The following is a 12731-nucleotide window of genomic DNA, read 5'->3' on the forward strand; positions in this document are numbered from 1 at the left end:
ACGTGGCGCCTCAATTCGATGCCATCGTGGTCGGTGCGGGATTCGGCGGAATGGGTGCGGGCATCGAGCTCGACCGGCTCGGCCTGAGCAATTACGTGATCCTGGAGCGGGAGGCCGATCTGGGCGGCACCTGGCACGTCAACCACTATCCGGGACTGGCCGTGGACATCGCCTCGGTCACCTACTCCTACTCCTTCGAGCCCAACCCGTTCTGGTCGCGCCTGTTCGCGCCGGGCAAGGAGCTCAAGCGCTACGCCGAGCACGTGGCCGGCAAGTACGGCCTGCGCCGCCGGATGCGCTTCGGCACGGTCGTCGACGGCGCCCGCTGGGACGAGGAGCACCAGCACTGGGTGGTTTCCGTTCAGGGCGGTGAAACATTGACCGGCCGTTACCTTCTCACCGCGACGGGCTTCCTCTCCCAGCCCTACACCCCGCCGTTCCCCGGTATCGAGACCTTTGCGGGCAAGATCATCCACACCACCGCGTGGGAGGACGATTTCGACCTGACCGGCCGCAAGGCCGCGATTATCGGCACCGGCGCCACCGCCGTGCAGCTGGTCCCCGAGGCCGCGAAGAAGGTCGCCGAGCTGACCGTCTTCCAGCGCACCCCGATCTGGGTGGTGCCGAAGGTCGACGCCAAGATCCCGGCCCCGGTGCAGCAGCTGTTCGCGAAGGTCCCCGCCACCCAGAAGGCCGCGCGCCTGGCCAACACCACCATGCTCGAAGCGCTGATGGTGGTCGGCGTCCTGCACTACAAGCAGGCGAAACTGCTGAACAAGGGCGCAGCCGTGCTGGCCAAGGCGCACCTGTTCGCACAGGTCCGCGACAAGGAAACGCGCAAGCAGCTGACCCCGAAGTACGACTTCGGCTGCAAGCGCCCCACCTTCTCCAACCACTACTTCAAGGTCTTCAACCAGCCGCACGTGCACCTGGAGACCAATTCGATCGAGCGCATCGAGGCCGACGGCATCGTCACCGCCGACGGCCACAAGACCGAGATCGACACCTTGATCCTGGCCACCGGCTTCAATCTGTGGGACGTGAACTTCCCGGCCATCGAGATCATCGGCCGCGAGGGCGTCAACCTCGGAAAGTGGTGGCGCGACAACCGCTTCCAGGCCTACGAGGGCATCACGGTGCCGAAGTTCCCGAACTTCCTGAGCCTGAACAGCCCGTACTCCTACAGCGGTCTGTCCTACTTCACCACCATCGAGGGGCAGATGAAGCACATCGCCCGCCTCTTCGGGGAGATGTTCCGGCGCGGCGAGCACACCTTCGAGGTGACCCAGCAGGCCAATGATCGTTTCCTGGACCAGGTCACCGACAAGCTCGGCGCCTCGGTGTTCTACGGCGGCGACTGCGCCACCGCGCGCAGCTACTACTTCAACCAGCACGGCGAGGCGGCGCTGCTGCGCCCGAACAGCACCGTGAGCACGCACAAGCAGGCGGTCAGCTTCCCGCTGGACGACTATTCGTTCGGCGCCGAGCCGGTAAAGGCCTCTGCCTGAACCAGGTACGGTCCGGGCCCCGCCGTTGTCGCACGGCGGGGCCCGCTGCCGTGTTGAGGCGTGCCGGTGTGGCGGTTGATACCGGAACTGGCAGACTAGGGGCGTACATGCCCATTCATCCACAAGATTAGGGACTGACTTCGACGATGGACCTTCTGCTCATCATGGCGGTCGGCTTGGCCGCGCTGATGTTTTTCCAGTTCCGCAGCCAGCGCAAGCACCAGGCGAAGGTGGCCGAGATGCAATCCGGCCTGCAGGTCGGTGTCGGCGTCATCACCACGTCGGGTCTGTACGGCACGGTCGTCGACGTCGACGAGGACACCGTCGACCTGGAGATCGCCGAGGACGTCGTCACCACCTGGATGCGCTCGGCGATCCGTGAGATCCGCGCCGAGGAGACCGCCACGGCCGAGGAGCCGGAAGCGGTGACCCCGGCTGCCGAAGAGCCCACGGCCGTTGTCGACGATGCGCCCGAGCAGCCCGAAACCCGGCTGACCAAGGACTGACCTCTTCCGCCGCACCGCCCGGAGCCATATCGTTCAGCACTGCCCGGGCGCGTGCGCGCTTGTGCTTTCGTTCCACTCGACTTCCGCCTAGGAGATACCTGCTGTGCCACCTTCTCAGGGATCGGCGCAACATCCGCTCCGGCTGCTCGGCGTCTACGCCGCGCTGCTGGCCGTGATCTATGCGCTGGTGTTCTTCACCGGGGACAAAGCCCCGACGCCCAAGCTCGGCATCGACCTGCAGGGTGGTACCCGGGTCACGCTGACCGCCCGTACTCCCGACGGCAGCAAGCCGAGCCAGGACAGCCTGAAGAAGGCGCAGGAGATCATCGAGAACCGCGTCAACGGTCTCGGTGTCGGCGGTTCCGAGGTCGTCATCGACGGCGACAACATCGTCATCACCGTGCCCGGTGACGACGGGCAGCAGGCGCGTGCCCTGGCCACCACGGCCAAGCTCTACATCCGCCCGGTGCTGGCGGCGGTCCCGGTCGGCCCGGACGGCAAGGTGCCCACGCAGGCGACCCAGCCGACCCAGCCGGCGCCCGCCCCCGAGGCGCCCGCGGTCGTGCCGCCGGCCGATCAGCCGCCCGCCGAGGTTCCGCCCGCGGAACCCGCGCCGCAGCCCCGCGTCTTCCCGGCGCAGGCGCCGACGCAGCCCGCCGATCCGGGTGGCCTGACCCCCCAGGAGATCGCACAGAAGGAAATCGCCGAGGCGAAGGCGACCCGGCAGAGTTCCGATCCCGCGGTGCAGCAGGCCGCGGTGCTGGCCATGGACTGCTCCAAGCCGGACCCGCTGGCCGGCAACGACGATCCGGCGCTGCCGCTGATCACCTGCTCGGTGCCCAACTCGCCGAACCCCGAGGTGTACCTGCTCGGCCCGAGCAAGATCGACGGCCAGGAGATCAAGGACGCCACCTCGGGCCTGAACTCCCAGCAGGCGCGGCACGAGGTGAACCTGGAGTTCAAGTCCGGCGGCAGTGACGCCTGGGCCGCCATCACCGGTGACGCCATCAAGCAGCAGTCCCCGCAGAACCGGGTCGCGTTCGTGCTCGATTCGCGGGTGGTCTCCGCCCCCGTCGTGCAGCAGGGCCCGCAGCTGGGCGGCCGCACCACCATCTCCGGCAACTTCACCGCATCGAGCTCCAAGGAACTCGCGAACACCCTGAAGTACGGTTCGCTGCCGCTGTCGTTCCAGACCTCCGAAGCCGAAACCGTCTCGGCGACACTGGGTCTGTCCTCGCTGCGCGCGGGTCTGCTGGCCGGTGCGATCGGCCTGCTGGTCGTGCTGCTCTACTGCCTCGCGTACTACCGGATGCTCGGATTCCTCACCGCCATCTCGCTGTTCGCCTCGGGCCTGGCGGTATACGGCATCATGGTGCTGCTCGGCCGCTGGATCGGGTTCACCCTGGATCTGGCCGGTATCGCCGGTCTGATCATCGGTATCGGTATGACCGCCGACTCGTTCGTGGTGTTCTTCGAACGCATCAAGGACGAAATGCGCGAAGGCCGCAGCTTCCGTTCCGCGGTGCCGCGCGGCTGGGCCCGTGCCCGCCGCACCATCCTGTCCGGTAACGCGGTCAGCCTGATCGCCTCCGCGGTGCTCTACATCCTCGCGGTCGGTCAGGTGAAGGGCTTCGCGTTCACCCTCGGACTCACCACCGTCCTCGACGTCGTCGTGGTGTTCCTGGTGACCATGCCGCTGGTCATGCTGGCCTCGCGCTCGCAGTTCTGGGCCAAGCCCGGCGTGAACGGCCTGGGTGCGATCCAAGAGGTGGCCAGGGAACGCCGGGCCGCCGGCGCCACCGTCTCCGAAGGTGTGAGGACTCGATGAGCAACCAGACCAGCCCGTCGCTGCGCAAGCGGGACGCCGAGGACGCCGTGGACTACGACGCCAACTTCGACACCCGGTCCCAGCACGGCTTCTTCAGCCGGCTCTACACCGGCACCGGCGCGATCGACGTGATCGGCCGCCGCCGGATGTGGTACCTCATCACCGCCGCCATCCTGCTGGTCTCGCTGGCCAGCATCCTGTTCCGCGGCTTCAACTTCGGCATCGACTTCGAAGGCGGCACCCGGATCCAGTTCCCGGGTTCGGTCGAGCAGAGCCAGGTCGAAGAGGTCTACCGCGGCGCCATCGGCACCGATCCGGAATCGGTGCAGAAGGTCGGCGCGGGCTCCACCGCCAACATGCTGATCCGCTCCGAAGCCCTCGATCAGGGCCAGGTCGAGAAGTTGCAGGCGGCGCTGTACGCCGAGTTCCAGCCGAAGGATTCCAGCGGCAAGGCGAGCCTGGCGGCGATCAGCGTCTCGGACGTGAGCGAGACCTGGGGCGGCCAGATCACCAAGAAGGCGTTGATCGCGCTCGCGGTGTTCCTGGCCATCGTCGCGGTCTACATCACGATCCGCTTCGAACGGGACATGGCGATCGCCGCGCTGGCCGCGATGGTCTTCGACGTCGCCGTCACCGCGGGCATCTACTCGCTGGTCGGCCTGGAAGTCTCGCCGGCCACGGTGATCGGCATCCTCACCATCCTCGGCTTCTCGCTGTACGACTCGGTGATCGTCTTCGACAAGGTCGAGGAGAACACCCGGGGCGTGCTGCACGTGAACCGGCGGACCTACGGCGAGCAGGCCAACCTCGCGGTCAACCAGACGCTGATGCGATCCATCAACACCGCGCTGATCGGCATCCTGCCGATCGTCGGCCTGCTGGTGATCGCGGTCTGGCTGCTCGGCGTCGGCACCTTGAAGGACCTGGCGCTGGTGCAGCTGGTGGGTCTGCTGGTCGGCACCTACTCGTCGATCTTCTTCGCGACGCCGCTGCTGGTGTCGCTCAAGGAGCGCTTCGGTCCCGTCGCCGCGCACACCAAGAAGGTGCTGGCCAAGCGGTCGGGCGTCGCGAGCGCTCGGGCGCTGGCCGCGGCCGAGCAGCGGGCCGTCGCGGCCACCGGACGGCCGCCCTCGGATGCGGAGATGCGCCGCGCCGCCGGGCAGACCCCGGAGCCGGGTGCGCGGCCGAGCGGGAAACGGCACAAGCGAAGGAACTAGTACCCCAGGGGGTTTCGTTCATATGCAGCGATCACGCGTCACGCCGCGGTTGATCGGACTGGTCGCGGTGGGCGCTTCGGTCGTCGCGCTGGCGGCCGGGTGCTCGGGTAAGAACCAGGTGCCGTCCATCGGCTACGCCGTCGATGTCGCGATCGCCAGCTACAACGGCGGCAGCACCCTGGGCGCGAGCAGCGGTTCTCCCGCTGTTCTCGGCCGGGTGCTGACCGGGTTCTACTACACCGGGCCGGACGGGCAGCAGGTCGCCGACACCGATGTCGGCACCGCCAAGGAGGTGCCGGGCGAGGCCCAGACCATCCAGTACCGGCTCAACCCGGACGGGGTGTACTCCGACGGCGTGCCGACCTCGTGCGACGACCTGTATCTGACCTGGGCGGCCCGCAGCGGCCGGTTCAGCAAACCCGGCGGCGGATCGCTGTTCGACGCCGCGAGCACGGCCGGCTACGCCGCGATCGAGCGGGTGGAGTGCCAGCCCGGGTCCAAGGACGCCACGGTGGTGTTCCGGCCGGACCGGCATTACCAGTACTGGCGGAATCTGTTCACCGCCGGTGAGCTGATGCCGGCGCACGTCGCGGCGCGCGCGGCCAACGTGCCGAACGTGGTGACGCCCTTGCAGTCCGGTGATTCCGGGGCGGTCGGGCGGCTGGCCGATTTCTGGAACACCGGATGGACTCTGTCCAGTGGTCTGGACGTCACGAAGTTCCCGTCCTCGGGTCCGTATCGGATCGAATCCTTCAGTCCTACCGACGGTTTGGTCCTGGTCGGGAACGAACGGTGGTGGGGCAACAAGCCGGAGACTGGGCGCATCGTGGTGTACGGCAAGTCCGCCGATCTCGGGAAGAAGATCGGCGACGGGGCCGTCAGCGTCGTCGATATCGGCGGCGAATCGCTCAAAGATGTGAACCTGGACGGGTATTCGACGCGCACGGTGCCCGGCCGGGGTGCCGAGCAGCTGGTGCTGGCGACCGGGGGAGTCTTCGGCGCGGTCGACGCGCGCCGTGGTTTCGCGCTGTGCGTGCCCCGGCAGGAGCTCTACAACCAGGTCGGCCGGGCCAAGGATCTGCCGGCCACCGCGCTGGGGTCCGGGCCGCTGAACTCCCGGACGGTGCAGGAGGATTCGCTGTTCTACCCGGCGGTCACCGGCGCCGCCAAGAAATACCTGAACACCGACATCCCGGGCGCGACCGGCGCGCTTGCGGCAGGAAAGGCCGCCGGGCAAACCATCCGCATCGGGTATCTCGGGCCCGACGAGCGCCGGAGCCGGACCGTCGCCATGATCGCCGAATCCTGCAAGGCGGCGGGCATCACCGTGGTCGACGCGGGCGCGGCCGACTTCACGCCGAGTCAGCTCGGCGAGGGCAAGGTCGATGCCGTCCTCGGCAGCACCGCGGCGGTTCCCGGCCCGGCCGGCGCGCTCTCCGGCATCGCGGCGACCAGCGCGTTGCGCACCGGAAACGGCCTCAATTTCGGTCGATTCGGCAATGGCCGCTACGATTCGATCACCGATCAGCTTGCCGCCGACGATAATTCGACGGCGCAACTGAATCTGCTCACCGAAGGCGAGAACCTGCTGTGGGCGGAGATGCCGAGCATCCCGTTGTTCGCGACTCCGCGCACTATCGCATTCGCCGACGGTCTGCAGAACGGTCTGGCGGGCCCCACCCAGGCGGGGTCCGGATGGAATATGGACCGCTGGGTGTTGAAGCGGTGAGCGCAGGTGACCATGGAGAGGGCTCGATGAGCAAGCACGCGGCGATCGAATCCGAGGAGCTAGTGGCCGAGCGGACCGCACAGGCGGGCCAGCTGGTGCAGCGCCTCACCCGCTGGCGGGACGACTTCCCGACGCCCGGAGTGCGTTTCGCGGATCTGACCCCGGTGTTCGCCGATGCCGAAGGCTTCCGGACGGTCATCGACTGCCTCGCCGCCTGTGCCCCCGACGCCGATCTGGTGGCGGGGGTCGACGCGCGCGGGTTCCTGCTCGGCGCGGGTGTGGCCGCCACGCTCGGCACCGGCGTGCTCGCCGTGCGCAAGGCCGGCAAGCTGCCGCCGCCGGTCCTGAACCGCGAGTACAGCCTGGAGTACGGCTCCGCGGCGCTGGAGATCCCGGCCGACGGGCTGGACCTGGCCGGCAAGCGGGTGCTGCTGCTGGACGACGTGCTCGCCACCGGCGGCACGCTGGCCGCCGCGGCCGATCTCTTCAGCCAGGCCGGCGCCGAGATCGTCGCCGCCGCAGTGGTTTTGGAGCTGGAGTTCCTGAACGGGCGCGAGCGCCAGGGCGACTATCCGGTCACCTCGATCGTCAAGATCTGAGCCGGCCGCCGGGATTGTGACCCAGAACTCACTGGCGCAATCCTGGGATGTCTGCGTAACCTAGTCAGGTCTTGTTCCCGTTGATCGGAGTCATGCCGTTGAAGTTCTGAGGTAGCGCTTTCGGGCGGCCCGCATAGTGCGCGCCGCGATACCGTCGCACCTCAGGAGGACGCATGTCTTTTCTGTCTATTTCCGATCTCACTTTCGCCTGGCCGGATGGCACCCCTGTCTTCGATGGGCTCTCGGCCGTGCTCGGCACCGGCCATATCGGTCTGGTCGGCAGCAACGGCGCGGGCAAGTCCACGCTGTTGCGGTTGATCACCGGTGAACTGGCCCCGCTGAGCGGATCCCTCACCGTCTCCGGGCATCTCGGGTACCTGCGGCAAGATCTCGGTCTCGCCGCCGGGCGGCGCGTCGACGCCGTACTCGGCATCGCCGGCGTCCGGAAAGCGTTGCACCGCATCGAATCCGGCAGCGGCGACGAAGCCGACTTCGACCTCGTCGGCGCCGCCTGGGATGTCGAGGAACGCGCGATCGCGCTGCTGGGCCGGCTCGGCCTGCACTACCTCGCCGATTCGGCCGCTCAGCTGGATCGCACCCTGGACACCCTGTCCGGCGGTGAGACGGTACTGCTCGGGCTGGTCGCGCAACTGCTCACCGAACCCGAGGTGCTGCTGCTCGACGAACCGACCAACAACCTGGACAACGTTGCGCGGGAACGCCTGTACGAGGTGATCGGGCAGTTCTCCGGCACGGTGCTCACGGTCAGTCACGACCGCGAACTGCTGGATCGGATGACCACCATCGCCGAGCTCCGGCAGGGCGAAATCCGTTTGTTCGGCGGGAATTTCACCGAGTATGAGCGGATCATCGAGGCGGAGCAGGAAGCGGCCCGCGCCGCGATCCGCGACGCCCGCAGCGATGTCCGCAAGCAGGCGCAGGAACTCGTCGAGGCCCGCATCAAACTGGACCGCCGCAAGCGCTACGGCCAGAAGATGTGGGATCAGAAGCGGGAACCGAAAATCATCATGGCCGAGCGCAAACGGCAGGCCCAGGTGTCGGCCGGGAAACTGCGCAACAACCACATGGAGAAGCTGGAGGACGCCAAACAGCACCTGGATCAGGCGGAGGAATTGCTGCGCGCCGACAAGGAGATCCGAGTCGAGCTCCCCGATACCAGGCTCTATCCCGGCCAGGATGTCTTCGAGCTGGACGAGGTGCGGCTGGCCTGCGGTCCGACGGTCACCATGACGGTGTCCGGCCCGGAACGCATCGCGCTGACCGGTCGCAACGGTGCGGGTAAAACCACACTGCTGCAACAGATCGCGGATCTGGGTCCGAAGGTGCCCTGGCGGATGCTGCCGCAGCGCCTGGACCTCTTCGACGAGGAGCTGACGGTCTTCGAGAACGTCGCGGCGGCGGCGCCACACGCCACGCCGCAACAGATTCGAGCCCAGCTGGCGCGGTTCCTGTTCCGCGGCGCCGACGCCGACGTGGCGGCGGGCGCGCTGTCCGGCGGCGAACGCCTGCGGGCGGCGCTGGCCATGCTCCTGCTGGCCGACCCCGCCCCGAAGCTCCTGCTGCTGGACGAGCCGACCAACAACCTGGACCTGCCCAGCCTGCAACATCTCACGCAGGCCCTGTCCAGTTTCGAGGGCGCGCTGATCGTGGTCAGCCACGACCCGCGCTTCCTCGACGACATCGGGGTCACCCGCCGGGTGGAACTCACCCCGGAGGGCCTGGTCGAGACCTTGGTCCGGTGAGCGGGGTGGGAATGAAGGCGTACGACCTGGGGTTCGGCGAGGATCCGGAGAAGTTGCTCATGGAGCCGAGCGGTGCGCCGCTGCCCACCGCCGCTCCGGAGCTCCGGCGCACCGATCCGGTGCGCGCGGGCTGGTGCGGCAGCCACGGCCCGGCCATCGATTCGGCGATGTGGCCGCGTGGCCCGATCACCGGTCGGCCGATGATGCACGCGCTGACCCTGCGACTACCCGCCGACTATCAGCGCCGCGGCCCGGAGTTCCCGGCTATCGCCTTCTTCCAGGGTGAGGGTCAGTTCGCCGATCCGGACAGCCCGGTGACCGGCGACCTCGATTCCGAGGATCCGTTCCTCCGGGATTTGGGCGGCGCACGAGCCCACCCGCAACTCAACCTGCTGGAAGACATCATCGGCGGCGCGTTCGCGCTGATCTGGCTGCGCGCGAACGAATTCGACGGCGGGCCGACCCCGCCGCCCGCCGATCCCCGCCGCGCTGGTGAACACGACGGCGACGATGGCGGTTGCAACGCTTGGGACGATGTCGAACCGACGATCTCCGTCTGGCTTGCCGAACGTGAGGACCCCAACACCGGCAGCGCGCCCGTCGAAGACGGTGACGACGACTACCAAGATCCCTTCGACGACGACTGCGAGTTCCGCGCCTGGGCCGACGAGCTGTACGGCCGATCTCATCTGGGCGGTACCGCGTTTCCGGTCCAGAACACGCCCGACGACCTGACGCCCTACTACCTCGAGATCGAGGAGATGTCGGGCTTGAACTTCGGGTGCGGCAATGCCCGAATCGACCTGGAGTCGGACGTTTTCGACTGGTCGTGCGGCTGAAACCGCTCTCAATCCAGCTGAGCTGCCAGCTTTTTCGGAGCGACCTGTCGGTAGGCGTCGCGGATGATCTCGGCGATCTCGGGCCAGTCCGGGTCGATGTCGAGGCGGACGCCGAGCCAGCCGCGATGCCCGACGTACGGGGGCTTGAAGAAGCGTTCGGGTTCGGTGTCGACGAGCTCTTCCTGAGCGCCCGCGGGGGCCGGGCACCAGATGGTGTGCCCGGCCTCCTCGTAGGCGTCTTCGGTGAACATCGTGAAGACGGTTTTACCGCGCACGAAGAAGGTGGGGCAGCCGTGGCTGAGCCGCTCGCTGCTTTCCGGTAGTGCCAGGCAGATCGCCCGGATCTGGGTCAACGGGTCCACCCTCGCAGTGTAATTCCTTGACGGTGACTGTTTTGGTGGCTTAGACTAAAACAGATCGAACGGGAGGACAGATCATGGGATACGGACATTGGGACGACACCGCCTACCGGGCGGCCAAGACCTATCGGGCCAGCCGGGGGCTGGACGACTTCGGGTACACCGCCGAGCTGCGGGACAAGCCCTACGACACCTGGCAGGCGCACCCGTCGCTCGATCCGCTCGGCGTGGGCGTGCGCGAATGCCGGGATTCGGCCGATCACGGCAACTCGCTGCCGATCGCGGTGCTGTTCGACGTCACCGGCTCCATGGGGCAGGTGCCGATCATCATGCAGCGCAAGCTCGGCAAGCTGCACGGCCTGTTGCAGCGCAAGGGGTACGCCGACGATCCGCAGCTCCTGTTCGGCGCGATCGGCGACGCCGACTGCGACCGAGTTCCGTTGCAGGTCGGCCAATTCGAGTCCGACAACCGGATGGACGAGCAGCTCCGCAACATCCTGCTCGAGGGCGGCGGGGGCGGCCAGAAATCCGAAAGCTACGAACTGGCCGCCTATTTCATGGCCACCCACATCGCCACCGACGCCTGGGACAAGCGCCGCAAGCGCGGCTACCTCTTCCTCATCGGCGACGAACTGAACAAGAACAAGCTGGCATCCCGGCACATTCGCTCGGTCATCGGCGACCATGTGCGCAAGGATGTCTCGGTCGAATCGATCTACCGGCAGCTCGCCGAACGCTGGCACGTGTACTACATCCTGCCGAACCAGTCGAGCTACTACAACGACCCGGAAATCGCCGAGCACTGGCGCGAACTGCTCGGCCAGAACTTCCTGAAACTCGACGACCCCGCCGCGGTCTGCGAACTCATCGCCCTCACCATCGGCCTCGAGGAGGACCGCGTCGACCTCGACACCGGCCTGGCCGACCTGGCCGACCTCGGCTCCGCCGCCGAAGCCGCGGCCGTCGGAAACGCGCTGAGCCCCAAGGCCCCCCGCGCGCTGCCGCCCGGCTCGCACTGACGGCCGAATGGAGTGTGCGGCGCCGGCCGCAGGGATCGGCGAGCACTGAAGGGAGTGGAAGGTGGACGGGCAGCACATCATTGTGGTGGATCTCGGGTTCGGGGACGCAGGGAAGGGTGCGACTGTTGATTGGTTGTGCTCGGCGGAAGCGGACCTCGGGGTGTCGGCTGTGGTGCGGTTCAACGGGGGTGCGCAGGCCGCGCACAACGTGATCGCCGGTGGACGGCACCACACCTTCGCGCAGTTCGGGGCCGGGACGTTCTCGGACGTCCCGACATTGCTGTCGCAGCACATGCTGGTCGAGCCGATCGCGCTGGCGGGGGAGGCGCGGCAGTTGGCGGCGCTCGGAGTCTCGGATCCGTTGTCGCTGTTGCGGATCGACGGCCGGGCATTGCTCACCACACCGATCCATATTGCGGCGAACCGTGCCCGCGAGGACGCGAGGGGTTCCTCGCGGCACGGTTCCTGTGGCCGGGGAATCGGCGAAACGGCCTCGTATGCACTGGAATACGACGCGCCGACGGTTGCCGACTGTCTACGCCCGAAAGTGCTCCGCCAGAAGCTCGATCTGCTTGCGGCGCACTACGGTCCGCTGATCGCGCCGAGCGCCCACCGCTACGAGCCGATCGCCGACCTCGTCGAGATGTACCGGGAATTCGCCGCCGCTGTCAGCATCGTGGACAGTGCCGAACTGTCACGACTGGCCCGCCGCGGCCGACTGATCTTCGAAGGCGCACAAGGAGTTCTGCTCGACGAATGGCGTGGATTCCACCCCCACACCACCTGGTCCACGGTGGAGCCCCGCAACGCTCGCGCCATGCTCGCCGCCATCGGCGCCACCGCCTACACCCTGGGCGTCACCCGCACCTACATGACCCGCCACGGGGCAGGGCCTTTCCCCACCGAAGACCCGACCCTCGACATCCCGGAGCCGCACAACACCTTCGGCCCCTACCAGGGCTCCTTCCGTCGCGGCCACCTCGACCTCCCCCTGCTGCGCTACGCCATCGCCGCCTGCGCCGGACCCACCAGCCACCGCCCGATCGCGACCCGTGCCGGTATCGACGGCCTCGCCCTCACCCACCTGGACACCCAATCACGTTATGCAGCAACCGGATACCGCACCGCAGAAGGAAACCTGCACGACCTTCCACTCGGTACATGGCGTGACCTGCCCCATCAGCAGCACCTAACCGACTTGCTCGCAACCGCCGAGCCCCTCCTCGCCGAGCTGCCACCCGATCGAATCGGCTGGCTGTCAGCGCAGCTCGGGATCCCGATCGTCCTGACTTCCAACGGCCCGGACCGCACCGACCGCACACCGCTACCGGCGACCCGCGCGGCGGCGTAGACGGGCTTGGTGG

General features: G+C 67.7%; 11 protein-coding genes. 10 read left to right on the plus strand and 1 reads right to left on the minus strand.

Translation table 11 applies throughout. From position 1 onward, the window contains the following. Positions 1-2: 2 nt before the first annotated feature. The 8 genes from AB0M14_RS14415 to AB0M14_RS14450 all read left to right on the plus strand — a co-directional run bounded on the left by AB0M14_RS14415 (position 3) and on the right by AB0M14_RS14450 (position 9989). Positions 3-1508 (plus strand): NAD(P)/FAD-dependent oxidoreductase, encoded by a 1506-nt coding sequence (locus AB0M14_RS14415; RefSeq protein WP_364993981.1) that lies wholly within the window; start codon positions 3-5, stop codon positions 1506-1508. 146 nt (positions 1509-1654) lie between these two features. Continuing rightward, positions 1655-2014: a preprotein translocase subunit YajC gene (gene yajC, locus AB0M14_RS14420; RefSeq protein WP_364993983.1), complete on the plus strand. Its 360-nt coding sequence runs from the start codon at positions 1655-1657 to the stop codon at positions 2012-2014. Between the two features lie 103 nt (positions 2015-2117). Next, positions 2118-3842 (plus strand): protein translocase subunit SecD, encoded by a 1725-nt coding sequence (secD, locus tag AB0M14_RS14425; RefSeq protein WP_364993986.1) that lies wholly within the window; start codon positions 2118-2120, stop codon positions 3840-3842. After that, positions 3839-5059 (plus strand): protein translocase subunit SecF, encoded by a 1221-nt coding sequence (secF, locus tag AB0M14_RS14430; protein WP_364993988.1) that lies wholly within the window; start codon positions 3839-3841, stop codon positions 5057-5059. The genes secD and secF overlap by 4 nt, the downstream gene beginning before the upstream one ends. Before the next feature lie 22 nt (positions 5060-5081). Continuing rightward, complete coding sequence (locus tag AB0M14_RS14435; protein ID WP_364993992.1) at positions 5082-6788, plus strand: ABC transporter substrate-binding protein; 1707 nt, start codon at positions 5082-5084, stop codon at positions 6786-6788. Between the two features lie 26 nt (positions 6789-6814). Next, positions 6815-7387: an adenine phosphoribosyltransferase gene (locus tag AB0M14_RS14440; RefSeq protein WP_364993994.1), complete on the plus strand. Its 573-nt coding sequence runs from the start codon at positions 6815-6817 to the stop codon at positions 7385-7387. Between the two features lie 173 nt (positions 7388-7560). Then, positions 7561-9150 (plus strand): ATP-binding cassette domain-containing protein, encoded by a 1590-nt coding sequence (locus AB0M14_RS14445; protein ID WP_364993997.1) that lies wholly within the window; start codon positions 7561-7563, stop codon positions 9148-9150. Then, positions 9147-9989, plus strand: coding sequence for a hypothetical protein (locus tag AB0M14_RS14450; RefSeq protein ID WP_364994001.1), 843 nt, complete (start codon positions 9147-9149; stop codon positions 9987-9989). Before AB0M14_RS14445 ends, AB0M14_RS14450 begins: the two co-directional genes overlap by 4 nt. An 8-nt stretch (positions 9990-9997) precedes the next feature. Here the strand turns inward: AB0M14_RS14450 and AB0M14_RS14455 are convergent, their stop codons facing one another. Next, complete coding sequence (locus tag AB0M14_RS14455; RefSeq protein ID WP_364994004.1) at positions 9998-10351, minus strand: MmcQ/YjbR family DNA-binding protein; 354 nt, start codon at positions 10349-10351, stop codon at positions 9998-10000. 74 nt (positions 10352-10425) lie between these two features. Here AB0M14_RS14455 and AB0M14_RS14460 point away from each other — a divergent pair, with 74 nt between their 5' ends. Together AB0M14_RS14460 and AB0M14_RS14465 are read left to right on the plus strand one after the other, a co-directional pair. Further along, positions 10426-11367, plus strand: a complete 942-nt coding sequence (locus AB0M14_RS14460; protein ID WP_364994006.1) for a hypothetical protein — start codon at positions 10426-10428, stop codon at positions 11365-11367. Between the two features lie 61 nt (positions 11368-11428). Continuing rightward, complete coding sequence (locus AB0M14_RS14465; protein WP_364994009.1) at positions 11429-12718, plus strand: adenylosuccinate synthetase; 1290 nt, start codon at positions 11429-11431, stop codon at positions 12716-12718. Positions 12719-12731: the final 13 nt, after the last annotated feature.

It is taken from the genome of Nocardia sp. NPDC051832 (genome assembly GCF_040681285.1).
Lineage (GTDB): Bacteria > Actinomycetota > Actinomycetes > Mycobacteriales > Mycobacteriaceae > Nocardia.

Bases quoted from the DNA above. Each gene is read 5' to 3' on its own strand.
- yajC (WP_364993983.1), top strand. From the start codon at position 1,655: ATGGACCTTCTGCTCATCATGGCGGTCGGCTTGGCCGCGCTGATGTTT.
- AB0M14_RS14435 (WP_364993992.1), top strand. From the start codon at position 5,082: ATGCAGCGATCACGCGTCACGCCGCGGTTGATCGGACTGGTCGCGGTG.
- AB0M14_RS14445 (WP_364993997.1), top strand. From the start codon at position 7,561: ATGTCTTTTCTGTCTATTTCCGATCTCACTTTCGCCTGGCCGGATGGC.
- AB0M14_RS14460 (WP_364994006.1), top strand. From the start codon at position 10,426: ATGGGATACGGACATTGGGACGACACCGCCTACCGGGCGGCCAAGACC.
- secF (WP_364993988.1), top strand. From the start codon at position 3,839: ATGAGCAACCAGACCAGCCCGTCGCTGCGCAAGCGGGACGCCGAGGAC.
- AB0M14_RS14440 (WP_364993994.1), top strand. From the start codon at position 6,815: ATGAGCAAGCACGCGGCGATCGAATCCGAGGAGCTAGTGGCCGAGCGG.